The following is a 24,727-nucleotide window of genomic DNA, read 5'->3' on the forward strand; positions in this document are numbered from 1 at the left end:
GCGCGGGAGCGCGCTGCCTACGAGACGCTGCTCGTGCCTCCGCGGGCGGCGGCAGTCTCGGCCGCGCGCGCGATATTGCGCTGCATGCCGCCGAAGACGATGCCATGGAATGGCCAGACGGCCCACCAGTACAGATCACCCAGGAGGCCGCGCGGATGGTAGACGGCACGCTGGTGCAGCACCGCGCCGCCGTCGTCGGCCGATTCGACCCGCAGCTCGAGCCATGCCCGACCCGGCACCCGCATCTCGGCCCGCAATCGCAGCAGCCGCCCGGGCTCCAGGCGCTCCACCCGCCACCAGTCCAGGGCTTCGCCCACAGTGAGACGGTGCGGATGGCGTCGGCCGCGGCGCAGCCCGGGGCCGCCCACGAGGCGGTCCATCAGGCCGCGGGCCACCCAGCCCAGCCGCCAGGAGTACCAGCCGTTCTTCCCGCCGATGCCCTCGATGACCGACCACAGGGTGGCAGGGGAGGCATCGACATGGCGGCTGCGGGTGTCACCGCGGGTGATGCCGCCGGACCAGTCGGGATCCTCGGCCAGTGGAGCCGACGGCGCACCGGCAGGACTCGCAGAGTGCCAGGCCGTCTCGACATCGAGGTTCCGGATGCGGGTCAGGGCGAGCTCGATCGCCCGGTCCACACCGGTGAGGCCCCCGTCGGGATCGGGGATGAGGCCCCGGACACTGTCATCGCTGGCGACGGACTCGTGGATCAGCGATTCGACAAGGGGCTGGGCGATGCCCGTCGGAACGGGCGTGACCAGCCCGATCCAATGACTGGCCAGGCGCGGGGTGAGGACGGGGACGGGCTGGATGCGTCGCCGTCGCAGCCCGGCCGCCCGTGCGTAGGCCTGCAGGAGTTCCGCGTAGGTGAGCACGTCCGGCCCGGCGATGTCGAGGGTGCGGTTGTGCTCTCCCTCGAGCAGGGCGGCACCGACGAGGTAGTGCAGCACGTCCCGCACGGCGATCGGCTGGATGCGATTGCTGATCCAGCGGGGCGCGACCATCACCGGGAGCCGCTCCGCGAGGTAGCGCATCACCTCGAAGGAAGCGCTGCCGGAGCCGAGGATGACCGCGGCGCGCAGCACCACGGTGGGGACGGCGCCGGCCAGCAGGATCTCGCCGACCTCCTGGCGGGACGCCATATGGGTGGAGAGCGTCTCGTTCTCGGGGTGGATGCCGCCGAGGTAGACGATGCGCCGCACGCCGGCGCGCTCGGCGGCGGCGGCGAAGGCCTGGGCGCCGGCGCGGTCCCGATCGGCGAAGCTCCGGCCGCCTCCCATCATGTGGATCAGGTAGTAGGCGACATCGACGCCCGTGAGCGCCTGCTCGAGGCTGTCGCGGTCCTGCACATCGGCTTCGACGACCTCGACGTCATCGCGCCAGGGGCGTCCGTCGAGCCGGTCGGCGTGGCGGGCCATGGCCCGCACGGGGAGGCCGGCGGCCAGCAGGGCCGGGATCAGGCGGCCGCCGATGTATCCGGTGGCGCCGGTGACCAGGACGCGCGGGCGAGGTCGGGCTTCGTCGGTGATGCGCTGCGGCCCAGTGCCGTCGGCGGAGCTCATGCGTCCCGGCCGTTCGCGGGGTGGAGCGGCGCCGGGAGGATCCGGGCGGCGGTCAGAACGGTCGTCATCGAGTGCTCCCACATTGTTAGCCCGTCTACGTAATGCGACCCTAGCACCCCGTCACGGGCGGGCCCGGAGGCTGAGCGCGACGGGCGCGCCGCGATCCGGCTCGGGGCACCGGGGGAACTGCGAAGTCGGGCAGCCGGTCGCGATGAGCTCGATCGCGTCCAGGACGAGGTCGGTGCGGACCAGGGGGCATCGAATGGGTCGTGGCACGGCCCTCGCTCGGTGCGTCGCCTCGGCGGGAGCCGGAACCGCGGGTGACGCAGTGGGGCGATGGGGTGCCGCATTTCCCCGAGTTCGTCACCCGCGCTCGGGGGACTCCGCGCATTCCCCCGGGTTCGTCACCGCGGGCCGGCCGACGACGCACATCCCCCCCCGGGGCGAAGAGAACGGCGGGCCCGGGCAGTGCGCCCGGGCCCGCTGCGGTCGATCAGCTGACGGAGGACTCGATCGAGGTCGGCTCGTTCGCCGTGGTGATCTCGATCTTGCGAGGCTTCGCCTTCTCGCTGATCGGGATGGTCACGCTGAGCACGCCGTTGTCGTAGCTGGCGGTGATCCTCTCGGTGTCCAGGCCCTGCCCCAGCGTGAGCTGACGCAGGAAGCTGCCTCCGGTGCGCTCCCGGGCGATCCAGGTCGCGTTCTCGTCGGAGACGAGAGTGCGCTCGGCACGGATCGTCAGGAGCTGACCGTCGACGTCGATGTCCACGGAGCCGGGGTCGATGCCCGGCAGATCGGCGGCGAGGACGTACTGGTCGCCCACGCGGTACAGATCCATCGGCATCTGTCGCGGGCCGCGACGTCCGGCATCGAAGAAGGACGTGGTGAAGTGCTCCAGGTCGCGGAGCGGGTCAAAGGTTGCCATCGCATCTCCTTCCGCGCAGGGCCGCCATCTCGGCGGCCATCCACTATGAGTCGGTTCGACTCAACTGTCGATCACGTTAGCACTCGGAGCAGGAGAGTGCCAGATCGTGTTCGCTGAGAGCGGAAAGGTCGACCGCGGGCGGGGTCGAGGGTGGTTGAGGTCCGGGCACACGAAGCGGCGGCGGAGGGTCCCGGACGGGTCCCTCCGCCGCCGACGGCGCGATGCCGGGTCAGTGCTTGCCGAGGCTGAGCGGGCTGCCCTGCTCCTCGAGCTTGAGGGCGATGCCGATGGCGAAGAAGGTTGGTGCCCATTCGCCGACGAACAGGCCCCAGCGGTCGGCCTGGTCGCGCGAGTCGCTGGACTTCATGGCGGACACCGCCCACGCCGCGACGGTCAGTCCGATCGAGGCGAAGCCGGCGGCGTACATGTGGTTCGACGTCAGTCCGACCTCCTTGAGCATGCTGATCATGGGTGCTCCTCGGTAGGGGTGACGGGCGAGCGATGACGGGATGCGGGACGCTCCGCCGGCGATCCGCACGGGCGTCGTCGGCGAAGCGGTGGATGGCGCGGCCGCTGGTGCGGCGCACCGACGGGCGCGTGGTCAGGAGCGGCGAGCCGGAGTGCGGACGACGCTCTTCTTGTAGGACGGCAGGAAGGACAGGCCCACCATGGTGAGCCCGAGGACGAAGTGCAGCCAGTCGTCGGCGGCGTTCAGCGGCACGAAGTTGGCGGGGGAGTCCTTGTCGATGACCAGGCCGTAGACCCATAGCATCAGGTAGAGGATCCCGCCGATGAGGAGGAACATCCGCGCCGGTGTCGGCCAGCTCGCCATCGCCAGGGCCAGTCCCACCACCCCGAACAGCAGATGGACCGAGTTGTGCAGCACGGAGACCTGGAAGAGCCCCAGCAGCAGGGCCTCGGACTGGTGACCGCCGACGTGGAGCGACTCGAAGCCCGTGGTGACCCCGGGGATGAAGCCGGCGAGCCCGACCAGCAGGAAGGCGATCCCGTAGACGAGGGCCGCCAGGCGCACCGGCGAATCCTTCACGTGCTGGGAGCTGGTGTGCGGATCCTGCATGTTCATCGGTGAACCTCCGAGCGCTGCGGGACGTGTCGTGGCTCACACGCTACGTCGGGGCCGCGGCCCGTCCAAGGGCTCCGACCGATCGGATCGGCTCCCGGCCGGCGGCCTCCGACGGGGGTGGCCCGGTTCCCGCAGCCCGCCGACCTCCCGACCGGTCCGATCCCTTGAAGTCGTCGCGGCCGCGTGGAAGCGTCGAAACGCGAGCCCGCATCCCCTCACGACTCAGGAGGCACCATGTCTTTCGCACCCACCCGCGCCATCGTCGTCGGCTCCGACTCCGGGATCGGCAGGGCCACCGCCGTGGCCCTGGCCCAGGCCGGCATGGACGTCGGCATCACCTACAACACCGATGAGCAGGGCGCCGAGGACACTGCTGCCGAGGTCCGCTCCCACGGACGCGAGGCAGTGGTCGCCCACCTCGACACCTCGGATCTGACCGGCGCCGGCGCGGTGGTCGATGACCTCGTGGGCCGGCTCGGCGGGCTCGACGTGTTCGTGCAGAACTCCGGCTCCGGCCACAGCACGCTGTTCCTCGAGACGCCGCTGGAGACCTGGCGCGATGTGATGGCGGTCGACCTCGACGGCGCCTTCGTGTGCCTGCAGGCCGCGGCCCGACACATGGTCGAGGCCGGCAACGGCGGGCGCCTGATCGGGGTGACCAGCGTGCACGAGCACCAGCCGAAGGTCGGCTCCGTGGCCTACGACGCCGCCAAGCACGGCTTCGGTGGGCTGCTGAAGACCATCGCCATCGAGCTCGGCGAGTACGGCATCACCGCCAACGCCGTCGCCCCCGGCGAGATCGCGACGCCGATGACCGGACAGACCGATCAGGATCCGCGCGAGGAGCCGCGGCCCGGGGTCCCGCTGGGTCGTCCCGGCGACGCCCGCGAGGTCGCCGCGGTGATCGCCTTCCTCGCCTCCCCGCAGGCCTCCTACGTCACCGGCGCGTCGTTCGTCGTGGACGGCGGGATGCTGCAGATGGGTCCGCAGGGTGCCTCCGCCGTGGCGGACGACTCCTGGCGGCGCCCCTGACCTGCCCGGCCGCGCGGCGGCGGTGCTCCGGCCCTCGTGCCGGGGCCGCCGCCGGCGTCGTGCTGCCCACCCCGGCGGCGGCCCGCGCCGTGGGCTGCCCGCCCGTCGGGCCGCGCGCCCCCCGGCCTGCCGGCCCCTGGAGTCGTCGGCCCCTGGCGTCGCGCGGAGCGCTGCGGTCAGCGCGTCTCGTCGGCCGGTCGTCGGCGGATCCGCAGCGGACCCCGCGCCGCCGCGGGGTCGACCACCTCGCCGCGCTGCATGATGTCCACGGCGCCGGCGGCCTCGAGCCGGCGCGCTGCGGCCCGGACCTCGTCCATCAGCTCCCGCCACTGCGGCCCGCCGACGGCCCGGGCGGCCTCGGAGGGACAGATCGTGGCCGACGGGTCCCGCTGCGCGAGCAGCTCGAGGATCGTGTCCTCGAGCTCGCGACCGGAGGGCGCGGAGGGGGCGGGGGAGGTCTCGTGCATGGCGTCAGTGTGCCGGATCCGTCGGACGGCCACGGTCACCGATCCGCCCCGACGACGCCCAGCTCGTAGGCGCGGATGACTGCCTGCACCCGGTTGCCGAGGTCGAGCTTGACCAGGATCCGGCCGAAGTGCGCCTTGACGGTGGATTCGCTCAGATGCAGGGTCTCGGCGATCTCGGTGTTCGTCAGGCCGCGCCCCACCAGCACGAACACCTCGCGTTCCCGCTCGGACAGTGCGGCCAGCCCGTCCTCCGACTCCCGGGGCTCGGGTCCGCCCAGGTGCGGCACCGCGACCTCGATCAGCTTGGCCGTGATCCGCGGCGAGACCACCGCGTCCCCGGACATCACGGTGCGCACCGCGGCCACCAGGTCGGCGGGCCGGGTGTTCTTCAGCAGGAAGCCGGCCGCGCCGGCCTGCAGGGCGCCGAAGGCGAACTCGTCGCGGTCGTAGGTGGTCAGCACCAGCACCCGGGTGCCCGGGAGCGCCCGCGTCATCTGCCGGGTCGCCTCGATGCCGTCCATGCCGGCCATCCGCACATCCATGAGCACCACGTCGGGGGAGAGCCGCCGCGCCGCGCGCAGCGCCTCGGCGCCGTCGGAGGCCTCATCGACGACGTCGATGTCGTCCTCCGCCTCCAGCACCAGGCGCAGGCCGTACCGGATGAGCTCCTGGTCGTCGACCAGCAGCACCCGGATGCGGTCCGCCGCAGCGGTCTGCTCGCTCATCGTTCCTCCACGGGAAGGCGCACCACGACCCCACCCTCGAGGGACGTGAGCTCGTGCAGGATCACGCCGGCCGCCGCTGCGGCCTCGGCCACCTGCTCGCTGGTCAGCCCCGTGATCTCGACGGCGCCGTCCGGCAGGGTCGCGACGGTGACCTCGGGGCCGCCGATCGCGCTGATCAGCTTCCCCACCTCCCGGGTGCGGACGCGGACCACCGCGGTGGTGGCCGCGGCGATGACCTCGTGCATCGGGCCGTCGGCCAGGATCGCCCCGCGGCCGATGACGATCAGGTGATCAGCGGTCTGGGTCATCTCGCCCATCAGGTGGGAGGAGAGCATCACCGTACGGCCCTCCGCCGCAAGCTGCCGCAGCAGGGCGCGGATCCAGAGGATGCCCTCGGGGTCCAGCCCGTTGATCGGCTCGTCGAGGATGACCGTCTGCGGGTCGCCGAGCAGCGCGGTGGCGATGCCGAGGCGCTGGCCCATCCCGAGCGAGAAGCCGCCGACGCACTTGTTCGCCACCGATTCCAGCCCGGCCAGCTCGATGACCTCATGGACGCGGGCGGTGCTGATCCGGTGGGTCGCGGCGATGGCCAGCAGGTGCTTGTACGCGGTGCGGCCGCGGTGGGCGGCGCGCGCATCCAGCAGCGCCCCGACCTCGTGCAGGGGTGCGGAGAGGTCGCGGTACGTCCTCCCGTTGACCTGCGCCGTGCCGCTGGTGGGACGGTCCAGCCCCACCATCATCCGCATCGTCGTCGACTTCCCGGCCCCGTTGGGGCCGAGGAAGCCGGTCACCCGGCCGGGCTCGACCGTGAAACTGATGCCGTCGACCGCCACCTTCTGGCCATAGCGTTTGGTCAGGTCCTGCACTTCGATCATGGGATCACCTCTCGTCGGATCCCGACGTTACGGGGCGGTCATATGGCGGCGCATCGGCCTGCGGTTCTGCATCCTCGGAGGGCACTAGTACCCAGGTCCACATGGGCGGCGGACCGGGGGGGGCGAGTGGGCTGGGGCTTCGCTGGCCGGAGTGGGCCATGCGCGCGTGCGCTGGGGCGCCCTCCGGCGCCGGCTCCTACCGCGCCGCAGCCGTCCCGTGCCGATGGCCGAGCTCAGGGCAGGGGCGCGGCCGTCGGGCTCGAGAACTCAATCAGCACCTTGACCTCGTCGGTCGCGCCGGCTGCGGCAGCCTCCAGGGCGGCCGCGGCGCCGGCCAGCGGGACGGTGCGGGTCCGGATCGGGGAGACGTCCACCTCGCCGCGCTGCAGCATCTCGATGAGCGGGGCGAACACGTCCCGGCTGTTCCGGGAGCCGAACACGTCCAGCTCCTTCTTGATCAGCGCCGACTGGTTGAAGGTGACCTCGCGGGTCCCGTTGCCGATCAGCACCATGCGCCCGCCCACCCGTGCGGCCTCGATGGCGTTGTGGAAGGAGACCGGCAGCCCGGTCGCCTCGCACACCACGTCGAAGCCGTCCCCGTCCGTGGCGGCGCTGACCGCCTCGGGGATGGTGGTGGCGGACAGGTCGAAGGTGGCCTGGGCGCCGAGGCCGCGGGCCAACGCAAGACGCCGCTCGACGATGTCGGCGATGCTCACGGTGGCGCCGCGGCTGAGGGCCGAGAGCATCGTCAGCAGCCCGATCGCCCCGGCGCCGAGCACCAGCACCCGGTCGCCGGGGCCCACCTCGGCGCGCCGGGTCGCGTGGTGCCCGATCGAGAACGGTTCGACGAGGGCGAGGTCCTGCGGGTCCACGCCATCGGCCGCGTGCAGCCGGTCGACCGGCATCGTGAGGAACTCCTGGAAGGCCCCGTCGCGGTGCACGCCCATGGTCTCGTTGTGCTCGCAGGCGTTGATCAGTCCGCGTCGGCAGGCAGGGCAGGTGCCGTCCTGGAAGTAGGGCACCCCGGTGACCACGTCGCCGATCGAGAACCCGCCGGGATCGCCGGCGATCTCGACGATCCGGGCGGAGAACTCGTGGCCGGGCACCCGGGGATACGTCGCGAACGGCTGCGTGCCGCGGAAGGTCTGGAGGTCCGAGCCGCAGATCCCGGCGTAGAGGACGCGCAGCAGCGCTTCGCCCGGGCCGGGCCGGGGGATCGGGACCTCCACGACCGCGACCTCACCGGGTGACCGGACCTGGATGGACCTCATCGTCTGCCTCGTCGCTGTGCTCACGGTCCTCACCGTAGTGCGCCGACCCGGCCCGGGAGGCCGTGCCCGCCGCACGGGCGGGTCGTCGGACGCACCGCACCTAGCATCGGGGCATCGCTCGTTCCGCGCCGTCGGCGCATGACCGCAAGGGGGAGCACGTGCCCGACTGGGTCGACATGTTCACGTTCAGCGCGCCGGTCCTCGAGCAGATCATCCGGGGCACGATCACCTACCTGGTGCTCCTGCTGCTGATGCGACTGGTGGGCCAGCGCGAGGCGGGAGGGCTGGGACTGACCGACGTCCTGGTGGTGGTGCTGGTGGCCGACGCCGCGAGCGCCGGCCTGACCGGTTCTGCCGAGTCCCTCGTCGACGGGATGCTGCTGGTGGGCACCATCCTGTTCTGGAGCCTCGCGGTGGATGCGCTGGCCTATCGCTGGCCCCGCTTCGCCGGACTCGTCAAGGCCAGACCCCGGCCCCTGATCAAGGACGGCGAGCTGAACCGCCGCACCCTGCGGCGGGAGCTGATGTCCGAGGAGGAGGTCGCCTCCCAGCTGCGTCTGCACGGCATCGAGAACCCCGAGCAGGTGGCGCGCGCCTTCATGGAGCCCAACGGCATGATCAGCATCATCCGTCGCGAGGGCGCGCCGGACGAGCCCGAGGAGCCCGACAAGCCGTTCTTCGGCTGAGTCGGGCGCGTCCGGTCGCGATCCCCCTCCATGTAATTGCCTCAAGCAACCATGACGGCGTAGGGTGCGGACATGGAACCGCCCGAGCAGGAGCTGCATCGCGCGACCCTGCGCGCCCTGACGCGGCTGATGTCCCAGTGGTCCTCGCTCGACTTCCAGCGCCGGATCACCGCCGAGTGCGGGGTCTCGCTGGACCCCGCCGCGGTGCGCGCGCTCTACGGGCTCGGCATCGCCGGCGGCTCCGCCCGCCCCAGCGACATCGCCGACGACCTCCACCTCTCCCGGCCCTCCACCTCGAAGCTGCTGGCGCGCCTCACCGAGGCCGGACTCGTCGAGCGCACGCCCGATCCGGGCGATCGCCGCGCGGCGCGGATCACGCTGACCGACGACGGACGCCGCACCTACGAGCAGCTCTTCACGGCCGGCGTCGCCCTGCTGGGCGGTGCCACCGCCGGCTGGGACGAGGCCGAGGTGCGCACCCTGGCCGCGCTGCTCACCCGCTTCACCGACGGCCTGCTGACCGGGCCGGACCCCACCGCTCAGACCCCCGCGGACTGAACCCGCGGGCTGCGCCGCCCCCTCGGAAGGACCACCATGTCTCGAACCTTCGTCATCACCGGAGCTGCCTCCGGCATCGGCCGCGCCACCGCCCAGCTCCTCACCGACCGCGGCGACACCGTGATCGGCGTCGACCTCCAGGGCGTCGACGTCTCCGGTGACCTGTCCACCCGCGAGGGCCGCCGCGCCGCCGCCGCGGAGGCGACCCGCCTGGCCGGCGGCACCGTCGACGCGGTGATCGCCTGCGCCGGCCTGTCGCTCCCGAAGCCGCTCACCGCCTCGGTGAACTTCTTCGGCATGACGGAGTTCCTCGAGGCCCTGCAGCCGGCGCTCGCCCGCGCCGAGGCGCCCCGGGCCGCGCTGGTCTCCTCCATGGCCTCGATGCAGCCGGTCGCCCCGCCCCTGGTGGACGCGCTGCTGGACGGTGACGAGGAGCGTGCGCTGCAGATCGCGACCGAGCTCGCCGAGGATCCCCGCACCGCCAACGTCATCTACCCCTCCTCGAAGCGCGCCATCTCCCGCTGGGTGCGCCGCGAGGCGCCGACCGAGCGCTGGGCCGGTGCCGGCATCCCGCTGAACGCGGTCGCCCCCGGCACCGTGGTCACCGCGATGACCAAGGATCTGCTGGCCAGCGAGCAGGGGCGGGCGATGACCGACGCCTACGTGCCGATGCCCCTGAACTCCCACCAGGGCCCCGAGAGCATCGCGCACCTGCTGCTGTGGCTGGCGTCGGTGGAGAACACCCACCGCGCGGGCCAGACCATCTACTGCGACGGCGGCGCCGACGTGGTGCTGCGCGGCGACGACGTCTGGTCCTGGAACGACGAGGCGATGGCCGGGACCTTCGCGAGCATCGGGGCGGGCCTGCGGGGCTGAGCCCCGCCACATCGGCAGGAGGGGCCCGATCGATGATCGGGCCCCTCCTGCGTGGGGTCGGGCGGGTGCGGCACGGACGCGCCGGCGGTCAGCGCCCGGCGGCGGCCTCGGCGAGCTTCGTCGTGTTCTGCGCCGTGCGGACGGTCGCGACGGCGAACTCGAGCCCCAGCCGCATCAGGATCAGCGCGATGACCGAGGGGATCCAGCCGAAGAGGATCGCCAGCAGCAGGGGCACGGCGTTGAAGCTCGGCTCCTCGTAGAAGGCGGAGTTGAGATTGCCGAGGGCGGCGCCGAAGACGATGCCGCTGATGATCTGGCTCAGCCACAGCAGCGCGGCGACCAGGAACGCCACGATGTAGAGGAACGACGAGAACCGCACCGTGATGAAGTGCTGGAATTTGAAGTCGACCATCGCGCGGAAGAAGCCCGCCTCCTTCTTCGGCGGGGTCGCCGGGGTCCAGGAGGTGCCTGCGGCGGGCTGCTGCCCGGACGGAGGACCGCCCGGCGCGGCGCCGTAGCCCGCTCCCGGCTCCCCGCCGTACGTCGGCGCAGGCTGCTGGGGCTGGGCCCAGGGCTGGTCGGCGGGGCCGTTCTGCTCGGGGTTCGGCATGGCGGAGCGGTCCCCGTCGTGTGGGTGGGACATGGCGCGATTCACGGTCCTCTCGGTCGATGGCAGTGCGGGACTGATGAGCCCCCATTGTCCCGCGGGGAACGTCCTCGAGGTCACCGGGGCGTGCTCGACGCCGCCGGGTTCCCCGGTTCCCGTCCCGATCGGCGCCGCCCGATGGCACCCTGGACGGGCCAGGAGCGCACCGCAGCGGCAACAGCGCCGAGGGACGAGGAGACAGACGCGATGAGTGAGTCGGAGATGCGCGTGGTGGTGATCGGCGGTGGCGCTCTGGGCGTGTCCACGGCCGCTCACCTCGCCCGGCAGGGCGGCGCCGAGGTGGCGCTGGTGACGCAGGGCGCGTTCGCGGACGGCGCCTCGGGCAGGTCGCTGTCGTGGCTGAACTCCTCCCATCAGCACTCCCCGGCCTACCACGCCCTGCGGGTCGAGGGCATGCGGCGGTACCGGCAGTTCGCGAGCCGCCACGACAGCTCGGCGTACCTGCAGTTCACCGGCAACCTCTTCTGGCCGGGGGAGGACGGCGGCGCGGTGGAGGAGCTGCACGAGCACCTGACGGCGGTGGGATACGGCGCCGAGCTGCTGACCCCGGCCGAGGTGGAGCGGCGCGGTCTCGGCGTGGACCGTGCCGCCCTGCCGGACCAGGTGCTCTTCACCCCGGAGGACGGCTGGGTGGACCTGGGCTCCCTGATCGGCGCGCTGCTGGAGGACTTCGTGGCGGCCGGCGGCGTCGCTCGGGAGCACGCCGGCGCGGCACGCGTCGAGGTCGAGAACGGCCGGGTTACCGGGGTCTCCTTCGCCGACGGTGCGCGGATCGCGGCCGACGCGGTGGTCCTCGCCACCGGTCCGGCGGTGCCCCCGATGCTGCGCGAAGCGGGCCTCGAGATGCCGGATCAGACCTCGATGGCCGCGCTGGTGCGCACCGAGCCCGTCGACCACGGCCTGCACGTGGTGGTGAACGCGCCGCGCGTCGCGGTGCGCCCGAACGTGGGCGGAAATCTCGTGCTGGACCGGGACTGGGCCGCCGCCCACGTCGACGGGGACCCGGGGACCGGCTATCGCCTGCCCGACCCCGTCGTGCAGGAGCTGCTCGAGGAGGTCCGCCGCCTGCTGCCCGGGCGTCCGGCGCTGCGCGCGGCCTCGGTCGGGATCGGGCCGAAGCCGATCCCCGGGGACGGGGAACCCGTCCTCGGCGAGGTGGACGGCATCGACGGGTACTTCGTCGCCTTCACCCATAGCGGGGCGACCCTCGCCCTGGTGGCCGGGGAGCTCCTGGCCCGCGAGGTGATGGGCAGTCCGCAGGAGCTGCTGTCCGCGTTCCGGCCGGGGCGTTTCGGCGGCGCGGCGAGCCGGTCGGTGTAGGACGGTTCGGGCGTCGGGCGTCGGCCCTGGGGGCGTCGGGCGTCGGGCGTCGGGCGTCGGGCGTCGGGCGTCGGGCGTCGGGCGTCGGGCGTCGGGCGTCGGCCCTGGGGGCGTCGGGCGTCCGGCGTGGTGCGTGGTGCGTCGCGCGTGGCGCGTCGGGCGTCGAACGGGCTCGAGGCTGCACCCGAGTTCGCGCACGTCGAGCGCGCAGCGGCGGTGCTCTTCCAAAATCAGGTGTACATGATGTACATCATGTACATGACTTTTGGGAACGAACCGTCGTCCGCGGCGCAACGTTTGCCCACCGCCGCGGCCGAGATCCGCCCGGCTCGTTCCAGGCGCTTGCTCGAGCGGAGGGACTGGCTCGTTCGGCGCCGGCGAACCGGCGGACCCTCCGTCGGCGCGCCCCCCGCGCGTGCATCGCCGATGGGCGCTGCGGCCGGGGTCTGGCCCTCGGCGCGGATCTGCGCGAGGATCGTCAGATGAGAACGATCGTCCTCGGCGGCACCACGTTCATCGGACGTCGGATCGTCGAAAAGCTCCACGAGCGCGGCGACGACGTCCTGGTCGTGCACCGCGGGCAGCACGAGCCGGCGGCGTGGGTGCCGGTGCGCCACCTCCACGCCGATCGGCACGCCCTGCACGAGCAGGCCGGGGCGATCCGGGACTTCGATGCCGACGCGGTCGTCGACACCTATGCGCTGACCGCCGCCGACGTCACCGCCGTCCTGCCGGTGCTGCCCGAGGTGCCGACCGTGGTCCTGTCCAGTCAGGACGTGTACCAGGCGTTCGCCGGGCTGAACACGGGCCGGTACGAGTCGCCGGTGCCCCTCACCGAGGACGCCGAGCTGCGCCGGGACCGGTACCCGCACCGCAGTAGCGGACGCCCGGGCATGGCCGACTACGAGAAGCTCGATGTCGAGGAGCGCTGGCTGGAGCGGCGCGCCGTCGTCCTCCGGCTGCCGATGGTGTTCGGGCCGCACGATCAGCAGCGCCGCGAGGACATCGTGCTGCGTCGGATCCGCGCCGGACGCCGACAGATGCCGGTCGGCGCGGGGAACCTGCTGCTCAGCCGCGCCCACGTCGACGACATCGCCACCGGCGTGCTCGCCGCCCTGGACACCCGCGCCGCCGACGGGTTGGCGATCAACCTGGGCGAACGGACCACGGCGCCGGTCCTCGAATGGCTCCATCAGATCATCCGGGCCGCAGACGCCGACCTCGAGCTGGTGCAGGTCCCCGAGCACGCCCTGCCCGAGGAGCTGGGGCTCACCGGGGCGCTGCCACAGCACCTGCTCACCTCCGTGGTGCGCGCCGAGGAGCTGCTGGGATGGTCGCCGATCGACCCGGCCCTGCGGGTGCACGAGTCCGTGCGCTGGCACCTCGCCCACCCGCCGGAGGAGCCGTGGACCGAGGCCGACGGCCACGCCGACGACGCCGCGCTGGAGGCCGCATGATCTACGAGCTCAACCACGTCGGGATCCGCAACCGCGACATGGAGCGAACGCTCGCCTTCCATGCAGCGCTCGACGCGCAGATCGTCTTCGACCGGACGATCCCCGGCGCCGAGACCCGGATCGTCTACCTCCAGCTCGGCGGGGGACTGGTGGAGTACATCTGCACCCCGGATCCCGGTGAGGACTTCACTCCGGGCATCGACCATCTGGCGTTCCTGACGGACGATCTCGACCGCGACTTCGCGCGCCTGCTCGAGGCCGGCGCGACCGAGGCCGTGGCTCCCAAGCCCGCCGGCACCGGGGTCGGCCGGATCTCTTTTGTTCATGTCGGGGACGCCCGGGTCGAGCTGCTCGAGCGCGACCTCGACCTGCGGCGGCCGCCCCGCAGCGACCGCCTCGTCGCCGACCTCGACCACTACGCCCTCGCCACCCCGGACCCGGATGCCACCGCGGCGTTCCTCACCGACGTCATCGGGCTCGGCCCGCTCGCGACGGCCGATGTCGATGACGGCTTCGCACGCCGCTATCTCGGCCTGGGAGCGGACGCGGTCGGGCTCATGGCCGCCAAACCCGAGAGTCAGACCGGCGTGTTCCCGTCCGTCGCGCTGAGGGTGGCCGACGTCGGCGAGGCGCTCGCCGAGCTCGCCCGGCGGGGACTCGCCGGCCGGGTCGAGGCCGACGGTGCGGAGGGGAGCGGTCGGCGCGCGGTCGTCCTGGACCCGGACGGCATCCGCTTCGAGCTGCTGGACCGCCCGGCTCTGCTCTCCGCGACCGTCACCGCTTGAGGGCAAGCCCCGCGCGCACCCGGGACAGCGCCGCCGGGCGCGGCAGCCGCCGATGCGTAGAGTGGCGGCGATGCTCACCGAATCCCAGACCGCAGCGAACCTCGCATGAGCGCCGTGGAGCTCTGGGGACTGCTCGGCGTGTTCGCCGGAGGCGCCACCCCCTGGTTGGAGGCGATCGTGGTGATCCCCGCCGGGATCATCGCGGGCCTGCCGCCCGTGCTCGTGATCCTCGCCGGAGCCTCCGGCAATCTCCTCACGGTCGCCCTGGCGGCGTTCGCCGGCGAGTGGCTGAGGGAGAAATGGTCCGCGTGGAGGCGGCGCCGACGCGCCCGGGCCGGGGCGACGGTCGATCCCGAGGCGGAGGCGCGGCGGGCCGCGAGAGCGCAGAAGCGCCAGGCGCGCATCGAGGCCATCATGGCGCGCGGCGGTCTGCCGCTGCTGGCCCTGGTGGGACCGCTCGGTGTGGGCACGCAGATCTCCGCACTGATGGCGGTGGCGACCGGGGTGAGCGCTCGAGCGGCCTTCGCGTGGATCGGCGGTGCGACGCTCGCCTGGTGCATCGTCGCCGGGGTGGCGGCGGTGCAGGGGATCCAGCTGCTCGCGTGACCGGCCGAGCCGCCGAGGCCGCCGGTGCCGCGGCGTCCCGGGTGCGGCGCGGTCAGGGCGTCCGGGCGACGTCCCGGGACCGGTGCAGCGCCGCCACCTTCGACGCGGCATAGAGCAGGCCCGCGATCGCGATCAGGGTCCCGAAGAGCGGGCTCTAGGGGATCTGCACCGGGCCGAGGGTGATGTCGGTGAGGCCGAGGACGATTCCCATCAGGGCGATCGACAATCCCCCGACTATTCCTTGGAGGGAGCGCCAGAATCGTTGCCGGCGGGTTTCCCGGGTCGTCATCATGATCCTTACCGTGGAGAGTGCTTCATCGTGCCGAAGCGGCTATAGCGCCCCCAGTGCTTTTTTTTTTTTTTTTTTTTTTTTTTTTTTTTTTTTTTTTTTTTTTTTTTTTTTTTTTTTTTTTTTTTTTGGCCACGGGCACCGCCACGCAGGCTGCCATCAGCACGCGGCGGTTGACGATCTTTGCTCTGGACGTATTCATGGGAATTCTCCTTCGAAGAGCTACCAGGTGCGGGCTGCTGTGCGGCGGATGCTTTTCCGCAATCGACGCTAGGTGCCGTCCCGGGGATGCGTCAACTGTTGAATTCCGAAGCAGCGGCGCAGCATCAATGGTGAATTCGAGAGGAAGTGGTGTCTCCGGAGGCGGCAGGCGAGAGCGCAGCGTCGGTGCTAGTGGGCGGGACGGCCCGGCGGAGATGACGGCATGCTCCGCACCCACCCCATCGAGTACGCCCACGCCATGGCCCGGCGCGCCGGGGTGCGCAGTGCGGCGCGCACGGCGAGGTCCCGGAGAGCCAGGAGCGGTGCCGGCAGCGGGCGGCCGAGTGCCATGTTGACGTGGGCGAGGGTGCCGGCGACCCGGGCGCGACGGCGGCAGGTCCGCTCGAAGGTCTGCCAGGCGAGCTGGTCCGGCAGCGGTTCGCAGCTGCCGTCGGCGACCGCCCGGTGCAGCAGCGGCGCGAGATCGAGGGCGTCCAGCCAGCCGAGCGTGATGCCCTGGCCGCCGATGGGGCTGATCTCGTGGGCCGCGTCGCCGATCAGCACGCAGCGCGCGGTGACCAGGCGCCGCGCGGTGCGCCGGCGGACCGTGAAGCCGCTGATCATGCTGACCGAGGCCGCCGCGGGCGTCTCCCCAGTACGGGAGCGGACGATCTCGGTCAGGTCGGCGGGGTCGGCGACGGGTGGGGGCGCGGATCCGGTGTGCGCCACCCAGCGGCGTCGGCCGCCGGGCAGGGGGAAGGACTCGATGATGCCGTCGGGTTCGAGGTGGAGGACGGTGCCGCGGTCGTGCTCCGCGCCGGTCGGGTCCGCGAAGTCGCCCATCAGGTAGGCGTCCGGATACGGCCCGCCCGTGGTGCCCACCCCGAGCAGGTCCCGCACCCGCGAGCGGGCCCCGTCGGCGCCCACCACCACGCGGGCGCGGAGCCGAGACGGCGCGGCGTCGGTTGCGCAGCGAGCGGTCACCAAGGCGCCCTCGCGGGTCTCTCGCACGGCCGTGACCTCCCAGCCGCGCCGCATCGCCCCCGGTGCCAGCGCGGCGAGCCGCTCCTCCAGCAGCTCCTCCGTGCGGCTCTGCGGCAGGGACAGCACGAAGGGGCGGCCCGGCCAGACCCGCTCGAAGCTCAGCCGGCCCAGCTCCCGGCCCCGGCTGCGGGCGCTCCCACCGCGGATCGGCACCCCGGCGGCCACGGCGGCCTCCCCGAGGCCCACCGCCTCCAGCGCCGCGAGCGCCGGTGGGTGCAGGCCGATCGCGCGGGAATGGGTGCTGGGCGCGCTGCGGCGCTCCACCAGGCGCACGTCCACTCCGCGCTGGGCCAGCAGGGCGGCCAGGAGCAGGCCGGTCGGCCCGCCGCCGACGATCAGCACCTCGCAGGTCTCCTCCGGCATGGGACCGGGCGGGGTCACGGGGGAGGGGCGTCGTGGGTGAGCAGCAGTCGCCAGGGCCCGAGCTCGCTCACGGTCCAGGTGTGCGGCACCGCCTGACGCAGCTCAGCGGCGGTGAAGCTGCGACGGATCGAGATCAGGCCGTCCTCGCGGATGAAGGAGCCGCGGAAGAACGGCCAGGTCCCGGCGGAGAACAGCGCATAGGCGGTGCGGGCGCGCTGGATGTCGCTGTGCACCACGGCGGTGCGGGCCAGGCGCTCGGAATCGGCGAGCAGGCCGCCCAGCTGCGCGGGGTCGAGGTGGTGGAGCAGATGGTTGGAGACGACCAGGTCGAAGCGCTCCCCGTCGGCCACCAGCTCGCTGGACAGCGCCCGGCGGAAGGTCACGCCCTCGACCGGCGGCTGTCGGCGGGCCCAGGCATGCGCCCGGGGATCGGGGTCGATGCCGGTGACGCGCAGGTCGAAGCCGTCGCGGCGGGCCCAGCGGGCCAGCGCCCGGGCGAGGTCCCCGCCCCCGCTGCCCACGTCCAGCAGCGTGGTCACCTCGCCGCGGCGCAGATGAGGTCGCAGGCGCTCGCGATAGGTGGCCCGCCACCCGGCCACGAGCGCGTTGATGACGCGGAACTGGGCGTAGGTGCGCTCGAGCTCGTGCAGGTCGCAGCGCGGGTCATCCATCCGCTCCGCGGTGGTGCGGTCCCGCTCGGCCAGGTCGGGCAGGATCACGGGTGCGTCAGGGCGGGCTCGGCGGTCGCGGCGCGCTGGGCGGAAGCGGCGGGCGGGGCGCTCGCGGCCGGTGCATCGGCCACGGCCGGCGCGTCGGCCGTGACGGGGGCCCCGATGGTGGTCAGCAGCGCCGTCTCCACCGTCAGCCCCGGACCGAAGGCCATGGAGCAGACCCGCTCGCGGCTGCCGGGGGCCGCGGCGCGCAGGATCTTCTGCAGCACGAACATCACGGTCGCGCTGGACATGTTGCCGTAGTCCCGCAGCACCTCGCGGGCGGGGACCAGCTGCTCCTCGCGCAGCTCGAGCTTGGCCTCGACCTTGTCCAGGATGCTGCGACCACCGGGATGGATCGCCCAATGCTCGATGTCGCGGTAGGCCAGGTGCTCCAGGGACGGGTCGCGGGCCAGCAGCGGGGTCAGGGCGCCGGTGATGTGCTCGTCGATGATGTGGGGGACGTAGGTGCCCAGCACCATCTCGAAGCCGTTGTCGCCGATGTTCCAGGCCATGGCCTCCTCGCCGACGGGCGTCAGCACCGTCTCGAAGTGATCCAGCTGCAGCAGGGGCGTGCTGGCGGGGAGATCCCGGCCGGTGATGATCGCGGCGGCGGCACCGTCGGCGAACAGCGAGGAGCCGACGATGGTGTCGGGGTCGTTCGAGGTGCGCACGTGCAGGGTGCACAGCTCGACGGTGGCCACCAGCACCACCGCGTCCGGGTCCGCCCGGCAGATGGTCTGGGCCTGGCGCAGCGCCGGGAACGCCGCGTAGCAGCCCATGAAGCCCAGGTGGTAGCGCTGCACCGACGGGTTCAGGCCCAGCGCGCGCACGATCCGGTAGTCCGGCCCGGGGGCGAAGAAGCCGGTGCAGGAGACCGTGATGACGTGGGTGACGTCGGCGGCGGAGATGCCCTCGGCGGCGTCGAGGGCCGCGGCCGCCACCCGGGTGTACAGCTCGGTGGCCTGCTGCACGAAGATGCGGTTGCGGGCAGCGGTGCTGGGGTTCAGGAACCGGCCGGTGCCGGCCTCGAAGTACACCGGCTCGCCCTCGGCCGGGGGCCCGTCCCATTCGGTCAGCGCGCTGAAGCGGCGCTCGATGCCCGAGGCGTTGAACGAGGTGGCGACCAGGCGCTGCCCGAGGCGGCTCAGATCGGGCTGGGCGGCGAAGACGTCACGCACCTCCGACTGGACCAGCTCCGTCGCGGGGACTGCAGTTTCCAGGGAGCGAAGGGTGACCGTCATGGTTCATTGTGGTGACAGGGGCGAGGGAGGGGCAAGCCGGTGGGCCGTTCGGTCGTCTGGGCGGGGCCGGGGCCGATCCGCCCCAGCCCCGCCGGACGACTCACGTGCGGGGCAGGTCAGCCGCCGCCTCAGTCGCTGATCCTCGCCACCAGGTCGATCTCGACCAGGATGTTCGCGAGCTGGGAGCCGACGGTGGTGCGCACCGGGAACGGCTCGGAGAAGAACTCGCGGTAGGCGGCGTTGAACTCCTCGAAATCGGCGAGGTCCGCGAGGTGGACCGTGGTCTTCAGCGCGTCGTCGAGGGTGGCGCCGCGCTCGGCGAGGACGTTCTGGAGGTTCCGCAGCACCTGCCGGGTCTGCTCGCCGACGCTCTCGGCGACCTGGCCGGTGGCCGGATCCTGCGGGCCGAACCCGGCCGTGAACAGCAGGTCGCCGCTCACGATCGCCTGGCTGTAGGGGCCCGCGGGCTGCGGGGCGCGGGTGGTGTGGACGGCTTCCTTGGGGGTCATGGTTCTCCTCGGGGTGGGGGTGGTCAGCTGTGGGTGCCCGGGGCGGCGCGCAGGCCGGCCCCGGGACGGGCACCGGTGAGGTGGCCACCGGTGAGAACGGGGCGACCCGCGACGAGCACGTCGTCGATGCCCGCGGCCAGCACCGTCGGGTCGTCGTAGGTTGCCGTGTCGCGCACGGCGTCGGGGTCGATGAGGGCGAGGTCCGCGAGGAAGCCCGGCGCGACGCGGCCGCGCGCGCCGAGATGGAAGCGCTCCGCCGCGGCCGTGGAGAGGTGCTGCACGGCGCTCGGCCAGTCCAGCACCCCGAGCTCGCGCACGAAGGTGGCCAGGCAGCGGGCGAAGGCGCCGCGGGAGCGGGGATGGGGGTGGGCGCCGATGAAGATCCCGTCAGAGCCGCCCAGGTGGGCGGGGTGGGCGATCAGCCGCCCCAGGTCCGCGTCGGGGCGCTGATCGGGCACCGCCATCACCACGTTGACCTGCAGGCGTGAGGCCGCGAGCAGGTCCAGGGCCGCGTCGATCGGATCGGTGCCGCGGCGCTCGGCGAGCGCGGTGAGGGTCAGCCCGTGCGCCCCGGCGAAGGCGGGGGCGGGGGTGTGGGCGATCGTGAGCTGATCGGCCCAGCGGGGCCCGAGGCTGGGATGGCGGTCCAGGCGCGGGAACCACTCCCGACGCAGCAACTCGCGCTGGGCGGCATCGTGCAGCAGCGCGACGGCCGCGGCCGGGCCCATCGCGTTCACCGCCGGCGGCAGCAGCGTCATCCCCAGCAGCGAGCAGCCCTGGGTGTACGGGTAGGCGTCGAAGCTCGCGTCCACGCCCTGCTGCGCGAGCCAGTCCAGCAGCCGGGCGGCCTCGTCGGCCCGGGTGTGGAAGTGGGAGATGTGCAGCGGCACGCCGGCGGTGAGGGCGATCCGCGCGGCCTCCTCGATCCCCACCTGCGAGTTCTCCTCGTAGCCGCCGCGCATATGGGTCACGTACGGCAGCCCGGCCGCTGCGAGGGGGCGGCACAGCGCGGCGATCTCCGCGGCGTCGGCGAAGATCCCCGGCGTGTAGTCGAGTCCCGTGGAGAGGCCCACGGCCCCCTCGGCGACGCCCTCGGCGACCAGGGCCGTCATCGCGGCGAGCTCCGCGGCGGTGGCGGGGCGGTCCTGCGCGCCCATCACCTGGTGGCGCACGGTCCCGGCCGGCACCAGGTAGGCGAGGTTCAGGGGCGTGGCGCCGTCGTAGGTGGCGAGCAGCTGCGCGATGCCGGGGCCGCGGTAGCCGGGGTGGGAGCCGTTGATCGCCCCGAAGTATTCGGTGGCGAAGGCGCCGTCCCCGGGGGCGTAGGAGACGCCGTCCTGGCCGCCGATCACCGTGGTCACGCCCTGGCGCAGCAGGGCCAGCTGCACGTCCGCATCGAACAGCGCGCCCTCGGCGTGGGAGTGGGCGTCCACCAGTCCGGGCACCACCAGGCGGCCGTCGGCCTCGAGCACGCGGGCGCTGGCGGTGCGCGCCGCCTCCAGACGGCCGACGGCGGTGATCCGCTCGCCCTCGACGAGCACGTCGGCGGCGCGGACCGCACCGCCCGCGACGACGTGGCCCCCGCGGATCAGCAGCGCGCTCATGGCCGCCATCCTCGCAAGAATCCGGGCCGACGGGCGGGCGCGCTCAGAAGAACGTCTCCACCGCCTCGCGCACTAGCCCGGTCTCGGCATCGACCAGCGGGATCAGCCGCCACTTGTCGAAGGCCGTGCAGGGGTGGGACAGGCCCAGGGTGACCACGTCGCCGATCTCGCAGGGCGCCTCGCCCGTATAGCGCAGGAAGGTGTGCTGGTCGTTCAGCGCCGTCACCTCCGCCTCCAGCGGGCGCTCGGGACCGCCCAGCGCGGGGGCGGCGGCGAGCGGCACCGGCAGGCCCTCGTCGAAGGGCACGTCCCGCTTGCCGGCGTCGAGCAGGGCGAGGCCGGGCTCCGGCATCGAGACCACGCGGGCGTAGGCGTGCATGCCGGGCAGCAGCGCCTGGTCGGCCGGGACGTCCCGCAGCGCATCCAGGGGGGAGATGCCGCGGTAGAACCCGGAGTCGTGCACGATGTACGCGCCCGAGCGGAGGATCGCCCGCACCTCGCGCAGCGGGGCGAAGCTGGTGGCGACCACGTCGAAATAGGCGCTGCCGCCGGCGCTCACCCAGGGCGGGCCCTCGATCAGCGGGCGCAGCGGCTCCACCAGCGCCGCCAGCCGGTCGCAGTACGCGCCGACGACCTCGAGCGCCGGCTCGGAGCGGTCATGGGCCAGTGCGCCCTCGTACCCGGCGGCGCCCCGCAGGGTGAGGGCGGGGGAGGCGGCCACCTGCTGGGCGATGGCGAGCACTTCGCGCTCGTCACGGGCGCCGGTGCGGCCCCCATCGGCCCCGAGCTCCACCAGCACCCCGAGCCGGGAATCCGCCGGCAGCTCCCGCTCCATCACCTCGACGGTGGCGAGCGAGTCGGCCCAGCACACGAGCTCCTGCTCGGGATGGGCGGCCAGGTGCGCGGCCAGGCGGCGCAGCAGGGCCGGATCGGCGCAGGCGTTGGCGATCTGCACGGTGGGGATCCCAGCGCGCAGGGCCACCTCGGCCTGCCACCCGGTGGCGACGGTGATGCCGGTGGCGCCCGCGGCAGCTGGCGGTGCCACAGCACCGGCGCCATCGTGGTCTTGCCGTGCGGCATCAGCTCGAGCCCGCGCTCGCCGGTCCAGGCGGCCATCACCTGCAGGTTGTGCTCGATCGCGGCGTCGTCCAGCACCAGCAGGGGAGTGGAGAACTCCGAGAGGGGGGCATCCAGCGCGGTGATCGGATGGCCGACGAGGCCGTCCGGGAAGGACTTGTCGGTGGGCTGGACGGTGCGGGCGGGCGGCGGGGTCATGAGGCAGCGGGCTCCATTCATCGGCGGATGGACTGTCACTCTCCGGGGTCGGAGGGGTTCATGCAAGGGGTGACGGTCCCGCGCCGCGCCCAGTGCCTTCCGCGGCGACAGTGACCATCGGTCGGACGGCCGTAGCACCTTCTCACTACACTTCTTGACGTGCGCCGACCGCCCCCACGGTGGTCGGTGTCTCTCTGTGTTTCCCGAATGCGAAGGAGCAAGGCGTGGATGCCTCAGTAGCAGCGATCACCTCATGGACATTCCTCGAGGAGTGCCCCATCCCGCAGGACGTCATGGCCCTGATGGTCCCCGAGGAGCGGGCCATCGCGGCGTACAAGACGTTCCGCGACTCGGCCGTCTTCACGACGAAGCGGCTGATCGTCCGCGATGCACAGGGCATCCGCGGCAAGAAGGTCGAGATCTACTCGCTGCCGTACTCGTCGATCAACATGTGGTCCTCGGAGAACGCCGGGACGCTGGACCTGAACGCCGAGATCGAGCTGTGGACGCGCGCCGGGCAGATCAAGATCTCCGTCGGCAAGAACGTCGACGTGCGCCGGCTCGATCACCTCATCGCCAACGCGGTGCTCCGCTCCTGACGAAGCGCGCCCGGCCACCGGGGAGCCCCGGGGCCGGGCGCACACCTCACGCGTCCCGCTCGGCCTCCCCGGTGACGAAGGCGCGGATCACGGCCGGATCGAGCTTCGGCTTCCGGTCCGCGGTCGCCAGACCGTTGGCCTCCTGCAGGGTGTCGGTGAGCTGGGTGTAGCAGTGCCCGGCCAGCACCGGGCTGGCGTTCAGCGCGGCGAACAGCCCGGCCACCTTCTGCTCGAACTCCTCGGGGGAGGAGACCACGGCGTAGCCCCAGGTGCCCTCGGCGGCGTAGGCGATCCCGCCGAACTCGGTGACCATCACCGGGGCGCCTGCGGTGAGGGGGTGGGCGGCGTCGTCGATGGGGCGCCGGCCCAGCGGGCCGCGGCTCTCGAGGAGGCGGGCCACGGCCTGCTCGTCGGCGTAGCGGGCGGCGAGCACCGGTGCGTCGGTGGTGTAGTCGTGCAGGGCGATGACGTCACCGCCGGTCAGCTCGTAGCCGTCGTTGGAGATGACGGGCCGGCTGGGGTCCAGGGCCTTGGTGATCGCGGTCAGGGCGAGGGTGAGCTCCTTCTGCGGGGCGGCGTCGGCGAGGTCCCGCACGCCCCAGGACTCGTTCATCGGCACCCAGGTCACCACGCTCGGGTGGGGGCGTACCTGCTCGACGATCTCGGTCCACTCCGTGATCAGTGCGGTCGCGGCGCGGGGGCTGTAGGCGTAGGCGTTGGCGGTCTCGCCCCAGATCAGCAGGCCCAGCCGGTCGGCCCAGAACAGGAAGCGGGGATCCTCGACCTTCTGGTGGATCCGGGCGGCGGTGAAGCCGAGCTGCTTGATCAGCTCGACCTCCTCGCGGTACGCCGCGAGGGTGGGGGCGGTGAGGTGGGAGGTGGGCCAGTAGCCCTGCTCGAGGACGGAGCGCACGAAGTACGGCTCGCCGTTAAGCAGGAAGTGCCCGCGATCGATGCCGGTGGTGCGCAGGCCCAGGTAGCTCGCGGCGGCATCGACGACCTCGCCGCCCTCGAGCACCTCGAGGGTGACGTCGATCAGGGTGGGGTGCTCGGGGCTCCACAGCAGCCGCGGGCGGTCCTGGGTGTTGCGCACGGCGGGCACGTCGACCGTGCCCTGGACGCGGGTGTCGTGGGCGGCGATCTCGAGGCCGCCCAGCTGCTCCTCGCCGGCGCTCAGGGTGAGGCGCACGGTGGTGCCGGGCGCGGGGCGCTGCGCGAGGCGCAGGCTCACGTCGACCCGGGCGCGCGGCATGTCGAAGTCCCAGTGGAAGCCGGTCACGTGCTGCGCGCCGACGGTCTCGAGCCAGACGCTGCGCCAGATCCCGGTGGAGCGGTGGTACCAGATCCCGTGCGGCTCCTCGCGCCAGTCCTGCTTGCCGCGGGGCAGCTCCACGTCGTGCGGGTCGTCGAAGGCGCGCACCACGAGCGTGTGCTCGGTGCCCGGCTCGAGCAGGTCCGTCACATCGCAGGTGAAGGCGGTCTGCCCGCCGACGTGGTGCCCGGCCAGGCGGCCGTCGACCCAGACGTGTGCCTCGTGGTCGACGGCGCCGAGGTGCAGCAGCAGGCGCCGGCCCGGCTCGGCCGCGCCCTCGAAGGTGCGCCGGTACCAGACGACCGGGTGGAAGGCGGTGTCATGGATGCCCGAGGCCTCGGACTCCGGCACGAAGGGCACCTCGATGGTGCGCGCGAAGGCGTCCTCGTGCCCGGTCTCGTACCAGCGGCCGGCCAGGCCCTGGTCCTCGTCGTCGTGGGCGAAGGCCCAGGGTCCGTCGAGGCTCGCCCAGTCCTCGCGCATGAGGGTGGGGCGGGGGTGGGTGCCGTCGTGCTGGGAGGCGCGCAGGGTCATCGGGTCACAGCTCCTGTGGTGTGGTGAGACGAGGGCCGGGGTCGCGGGCGGCTCCTGCCACTCGCGTTACCTGTCCGCGATCACCTTCCCCGAAAAGCTGCACCAGCACCATGGGGAGCCCGCGGCTCGGGACGAACGTCGGCTCGC

At 72.8% G+C, this 24,727-nt stretch carries 26 protein-coding genes; 9 read left to right on the forward strand and 17 right to left on the reverse strand.

Annotated features, from left to right (window positions below):
• Nucleotides 1-17 precede the first annotated feature (17 nt).
• The 4 genes from ACOJUI_RS02145 to ACOJUI_RS02160 form a co-directional block, all read right to left on the reverse strand.
• The gene (locus ACOJUI_RS02145; protein ID WP_422116467.1) at nucleotides 18-1,562 is read right to left on the reverse strand and encodes an SDR family oxidoreductase; all 1,545 of its coding nucleotides are present in this window, start codon (nucleotides 1,560-1,562) and stop codon (nucleotides 18-20) included.
• A gap of 493 nt (nucleotides 1,563-2,055) precedes the next feature.
• Nucleotides 2,056-2,487: an Hsp20/alpha crystallin family protein gene (locus tag ACOJUI_RS02150; RefSeq protein ID WP_422116468.1), complete on the reverse strand. Its 432-nt coding sequence runs from the start codon at nucleotides 2,485-2,487 to the stop codon at nucleotides 2,056-2,058.
• 229 nt (nucleotides 2,488-2,716) lie between these two features.
• Complete coding sequence (locus ACOJUI_RS02155; RefSeq protein ID WP_422116469.1) at nucleotides 2,717-2,956, reverse strand: hypothetical protein; 240 nt, start codon at nucleotides 2,954-2,956, stop codon at nucleotides 2,717-2,719.
• A 132-nt stretch (nucleotides 2,957-3,088) separates the two neighbouring features.
• Nucleotides 3,089-3,571, reverse strand: coding sequence for a DUF4383 domain-containing protein (locus ACOJUI_RS02160; protein ID WP_422116470.1), 483 nt, complete (start codon nucleotides 3,569-3,571; stop codon nucleotides 3,089-3,091).
• A gap of 234 nt (nucleotides 3,572-3,805) precedes the next feature.
• Between ACOJUI_RS02160 and ACOJUI_RS02165 the strand changes: the two genes are divergently transcribed.
• Nucleotides 3,806-4,603 (forward strand): SDR family oxidoreductase, encoded by a 798-nt coding sequence (locus ACOJUI_RS02165; protein WP_422116471.1) that lies wholly within the window; start codon nucleotides 3,806-3,808, stop codon nucleotides 4,601-4,603.
• Between the two features lie 176 nt (nucleotides 4,604-4,779).
• Here the strand turns inward: ACOJUI_RS02165 and ACOJUI_RS02170 are convergent, their stop codons facing one another.
• The 4 genes from ACOJUI_RS02170 to ACOJUI_RS02185 form a co-directional block, all read right to left on the reverse strand.
• Entirely contained in the window at nucleotides 4,780-5,070 is a 291-nt protein-coding gene (locus tag ACOJUI_RS02170) for a DUF3253 domain-containing protein (protein ID WP_422116472.1), read from the reverse strand.
• 35 nt (nucleotides 5,071-5,105) lie between these two features.
• Complete coding sequence (locus ACOJUI_RS02175; RefSeq protein ID WP_422116473.1) at nucleotides 5,106-5,795, reverse strand: response regulator transcription factor; 690 nt, start codon at nucleotides 5,793-5,795, stop codon at nucleotides 5,106-5,108.
• Complete coding sequence (locus tag ACOJUI_RS02180) at nucleotides 5,792-6,670, reverse strand: ABC transporter ATP-binding protein (RefSeq protein ID WP_422116474.1); 879 nt, start codon at nucleotides 6,668-6,670, stop codon at nucleotides 5,792-5,794. The genes ACOJUI_RS02175 and ACOJUI_RS02180 overlap by 4 nt, the downstream gene beginning before the upstream one ends.
• 233 nt (nucleotides 6,671-6,903) lie before the next feature.
• The gene (locus ACOJUI_RS02185; RefSeq protein WP_422116475.1) at nucleotides 6,904-7,941 is read right to left on the reverse strand and encodes a zinc-binding alcohol dehydrogenase family protein; all 1,038 of its coding nucleotides are present in this window, start codon (nucleotides 7,939-7,941) and stop codon (nucleotides 6,904-6,906) included.
• A gap of 158 nt (nucleotides 7,942-8,099) precedes the next feature.
• Here ACOJUI_RS02185 and ACOJUI_RS02190 point away from each other — a divergent pair, with 158 nt between their 5' ends.
• The 3 genes from ACOJUI_RS02190 (at nucleotide 8,100) to ACOJUI_RS02200 (ending at nucleotide 10,061) form a co-directional block, all read left to right on the forward strand.
• Nucleotides 8,100-8,627: a DUF421 domain-containing protein gene (locus ACOJUI_RS02190; protein ID WP_422116476.1), complete on the forward strand. Its 528-nt coding sequence runs from the start codon at nucleotides 8,100-8,102 to the stop codon at nucleotides 8,625-8,627.
• A 72-nt stretch (nucleotides 8,628-8,699) separates the two neighbouring features.
• On the forward strand, nucleotides 8,700-9,185 hold the full coding sequence (locus tag ACOJUI_RS02195) for a MarR family winged helix-turn-helix transcriptional regulator (RefSeq protein ID WP_422116477.1): 486 nt from the start codon (nucleotides 8,700-8,702) through the stop codon (nucleotides 9,183-9,185).
• Between the two features lie 36 nt (nucleotides 9,186-9,221).
• On the forward strand, nucleotides 9,222-10,061 hold the full coding sequence (locus tag ACOJUI_RS02200; protein WP_422116478.1) for an SDR family oxidoreductase: 840 nt from the start codon (nucleotides 9,222-9,224) through the stop codon (nucleotides 10,059-10,061).
• Nucleotides 10,062-10,149: 88 nt separating this feature from the next.
• On the opposite strand, the gene ACOJUI_RS02205 is transcribed toward ACOJUI_RS02200, so the two are convergent.
• The gene (locus ACOJUI_RS02205; RefSeq protein WP_422116479.1) at nucleotides 10,150-10,704 is read right to left on the reverse strand and encodes a DUF4282 domain-containing protein; all 555 of its coding nucleotides are present in this window, start codon (nucleotides 10,702-10,704) and stop codon (nucleotides 10,150-10,152) included.
• A 210-nt stretch (nucleotides 10,705-10,914) separates the two neighbouring features.
• Between ACOJUI_RS02205 and ACOJUI_RS02210 the strand changes: the two genes are divergently transcribed.
• From ACOJUI_RS02210 to ACOJUI_RS02225, 4 genes are all read left to right on the forward strand, one after another.
• On the forward strand, nucleotides 10,915-12,048 hold the full coding sequence (locus tag ACOJUI_RS02210; RefSeq protein ID WP_422116480.1) for an NAD(P)/FAD-dependent oxidoreductase: 1,134 nt from the start codon (nucleotides 10,915-10,917) through the stop codon (nucleotides 12,046-12,048).
• A gap of 482 nt (nucleotides 12,049-12,530) precedes the next feature.
• Nucleotides 12,531-13,505: an NAD-dependent epimerase/dehydratase family protein gene (locus ACOJUI_RS02215; RefSeq protein ID WP_422116481.1), complete on the forward strand. Its 975-nt coding sequence runs from the start codon at nucleotides 12,531-12,533 to the stop codon at nucleotides 13,503-13,505.
• Nucleotides 13,502-14,290, forward strand: coding sequence for a VOC family protein (locus tag ACOJUI_RS02220; protein ID WP_422116482.1), 789 nt, complete (start codon nucleotides 13,502-13,504; stop codon nucleotides 14,288-14,290). The genes ACOJUI_RS02215 and ACOJUI_RS02220 overlap by 4 nt, the downstream gene beginning before the upstream one ends.
• Nucleotides 14,291-14,395: 105 nt before the next feature.
• Nucleotides 14,396-14,896 carry a hypothetical protein gene (locus ACOJUI_RS02225; protein ID WP_422116483.1) on the forward strand — a complete coding sequence of 167 codons (501 nt, stop codon included), beginning with the start codon at nucleotides 14,396-14,398 and terminating at the stop codon, nucleotides 14,894-14,896.
• Between the two features lie 314 nt (nucleotides 14,897-15,210).
• Here the strand turns inward: ACOJUI_RS02225 and ACOJUI_RS02230 are convergent, their stop codons facing one another.
• The 7 genes from ACOJUI_RS02230 to ACOJUI_RS02260 form a co-directional block, all read right to left on the reverse strand.
• A complete protein-coding gene (locus ACOJUI_RS02230) occupies nucleotides 15,211-15,387 on the reverse strand; it encodes a hypothetical protein (protein WP_422116484.1) in 177 nt (58 codons plus the stop codon).
• Between the two features lie 188 nt (nucleotides 15,388-15,575).
• Nucleotides 15,576-16,793: an FAD-dependent oxidoreductase gene (locus tag ACOJUI_RS02235; RefSeq protein ID WP_422116485.1), complete on the reverse strand. Its 1,218-nt coding sequence runs from the start codon at nucleotides 16,791-16,793 to the stop codon at nucleotides 15,576-15,578.
• A 14-nt stretch (nucleotides 16,794-16,807) separates the two neighbouring features.
• Nucleotides 16,808-17,512, reverse strand: coding sequence for a class I SAM-dependent methyltransferase (locus tag ACOJUI_RS02240; RefSeq protein ID WP_422116486.1), 705 nt, complete (start codon nucleotides 17,510-17,512; stop codon nucleotides 16,808-16,810).
• Nucleotides 17,509-18,747 carry a type III polyketide synthase gene (locus tag ACOJUI_RS02245; RefSeq protein WP_422116487.1) on the reverse strand — a complete coding sequence of 413 codons (1,239 nt, stop codon included), beginning with the start codon at nucleotides 18,745-18,747 and terminating at the stop codon, nucleotides 17,509-17,511. The genes ACOJUI_RS02240 and ACOJUI_RS02245 overlap by 4 nt, the downstream gene beginning before the upstream one ends.
• Before the next feature lie 128 nt (nucleotides 18,748-18,875).
• The gene (locus tag ACOJUI_RS02250; RefSeq protein ID WP_422116488.1) at nucleotides 18,876-19,256 is read right to left on the reverse strand and encodes a RidA family protein; all 381 of its coding nucleotides are present in this window, start codon (nucleotides 19,254-19,256) and stop codon (nucleotides 18,876-18,878) included.
• Nucleotides 19,257-19,279: 23 nt separating this feature from the next.
• On the reverse strand, nucleotides 19,280-20,860 hold the full coding sequence (locus ACOJUI_RS02255; protein WP_422116489.1) for an N-acyl-D-amino-acid deacylase family protein: 1,581 nt from the start codon (nucleotides 20,858-20,860) through the stop codon (nucleotides 19,280-19,282).
• 43 nt (nucleotides 20,861-20,903) lie between these two features.
• Nucleotides 20,904-21,905, reverse strand: a complete 1,002-nt coding sequence (locus ACOJUI_RS02260; protein WP_422116490.1) for an amino acid deaminase — start codon at nucleotides 21,903-21,905, stop codon at nucleotides 20,904-20,906.
• Between the two features lie 454 nt (nucleotides 21,906-22,359).
• Between ACOJUI_RS02260 and ACOJUI_RS02265 the strand changes: the two genes are divergently transcribed.
• Nucleotides 22,360-22,734, forward strand: coding sequence for a PH domain-containing protein (locus ACOJUI_RS02265; protein ID WP_422116491.1), 375 nt, complete (start codon nucleotides 22,360-22,362; stop codon nucleotides 22,732-22,734).
• A gap of 46 nt (nucleotides 22,735-22,780) precedes the next feature.
• Here the strand turns inward: ACOJUI_RS02265 and ACOJUI_RS02270 are convergent, their stop codons facing one another.
• Entirely contained in the window at nucleotides 22,781-24,580 is a 1,800-nt protein-coding gene (locus tag ACOJUI_RS02270; protein ID WP_422116492.1) for a glycoside hydrolase family 2 protein, read from the reverse strand.
• Nucleotides 24,581-24,727 lie beyond the last annotated feature (147 nt).

It is taken from the genome of Brachybacterium sp. UNK5269 (assembly GCF_049266655.1).
Taxonomy (GTDB): domain Bacteria; phylum Actinomycetota; class Actinomycetes; order Actinomycetales; family Dermabacteraceae; genus Brachybacterium.

Coding starts and splice junctions, on each gene's coding strand:
- ACOJUI_RS02205 (WP_422116479.1), bottom strand. CDS start 10,704: ATGTCCCACCCACACGACGGGGACCGCTCCGCCATGCCGAACCCCGAG.
- ACOJUI_RS02185 (WP_422116475.1), bottom strand. CDS start 7,941: ATGAGGTCCATCCAGGTCCGGTCACCCGGTGAGGTCGCGGTCGTGGAG.
- ACOJUI_RS02210 (WP_422116480.1), top strand. CDS start 10,915: ATGAGTGAGTCGGAGATGCGCGTGGTGGTGATCGGCGGTGGCGCTCTG.
- ACOJUI_RS02225 (WP_422116483.1), top strand. CDS start 14,396: ATGAGCGCCGTGGAGCTCTGGGGACTGCTCGGCGTGTTCGCCGGAGGC.
- ACOJUI_RS02215 (WP_422116481.1), top strand. CDS start 12,531: ATGAGAACGATCGTCCTCGGCGGCACCACGTTCATCGGACGTCGGATC.
- ACOJUI_RS02255 (WP_422116489.1), bottom strand. CDS start 20,860: ATGAGCGCGCTGCTGATCCGCGGGGGCCACGTCGTCGCGGGCGGTGCG.
- ACOJUI_RS02155 (WP_422116469.1), bottom strand. CDS start 2,956: ATGATCAGCATGCTCAAGGAGGTCGGACTGACGTCGAACCACATGTAC.
- ACOJUI_RS02145 (WP_422116467.1), bottom strand. CDS start 1,562: ATGAGCTCCGCCGACGGCACTGGGCCGCAGCGCATCACCGACGAAGCC.
- ACOJUI_RS02270 (WP_422116492.1), bottom strand. CDS start 24,580: ATGACCCTGCGCGCCTCCCAGCACGACGGCACCCACCCCCGCCCCACC.
- ACOJUI_RS02170 (WP_422116472.1), bottom strand. CDS start 5,070: ATGCACGAGACCTCCCCCGCCCCCTCCGCGCCCTCCGGTCGCGAGCTC.
- ACOJUI_RS02200 (WP_422116478.1), top strand. CDS start 9,222: ATGTCTCGAACCTTCGTCATCACCGGAGCTGCCTCCGGCATCGGCCGC.
- ACOJUI_RS02165 (WP_422116471.1), top strand. CDS start 3,806: ATGTCTTTCGCACCCACCCGCGCCATCGTCGTCGGCTCCGACTCCGGG.
- ACOJUI_RS02195 (WP_422116477.1), top strand. CDS start 8,700: ATGGAACCGCCCGAGCAGGAGCTGCATCGCGCGACCCTGCGCGCCCTG.
- ACOJUI_RS02175 (WP_422116473.1), bottom strand. CDS start 5,795: ATGAGCGAGCAGACCGCTGCGGCGGACCGCATCCGGGTGCTGCTGGTC.
- ACOJUI_RS02220 (WP_422116482.1), top strand. CDS start 13,502: ATGATCTACGAGCTCAACCACGTCGGGATCCGCAACCGCGACATGGAG.
- ACOJUI_RS02250 (WP_422116488.1), bottom strand. CDS start 19,256: ATGACCCCCAAGGAAGCCGTCCACACCACCCGCGCCCCGCAGCCCGCG.
- ACOJUI_RS02160 (WP_422116470.1), bottom strand. CDS start 3,571: ATGAACATGCAGGATCCGCACACCAGCTCCCAGCACGTGAAGGATTCG.
- ACOJUI_RS02235 (WP_422116485.1), bottom strand. CDS start 16,793: ATGCCGGAGGAGACCTGCGAGGTGCTGATCGTCGGCGGCGGGCCGACC.
- ACOJUI_RS02245 (WP_422116487.1), bottom strand. CDS start 18,747: ATGACGGTCACCCTTCGCTCCCTGGAAACTGCAGTCCCCGCGACGGAG.
- ACOJUI_RS02230 (WP_422116484.1), bottom strand. CDS start 15,387: ATGAATACGTCCAGAGCAAAGATCGTCAACCGCCGCGTGCTGATGGCA.
- ACOJUI_RS02180 (WP_422116474.1), bottom strand. CDS start 6,670: ATGATCGAAGTGCAGGACCTGACCAAACGCTATGGCCAGAAGGTGGCG.
- ACOJUI_RS02150 (WP_422116468.1), bottom strand. CDS start 2,487: ATGGCAACCTTTGACCCGCTCCGCGACCTGGAGCACTTCACCACGTCC.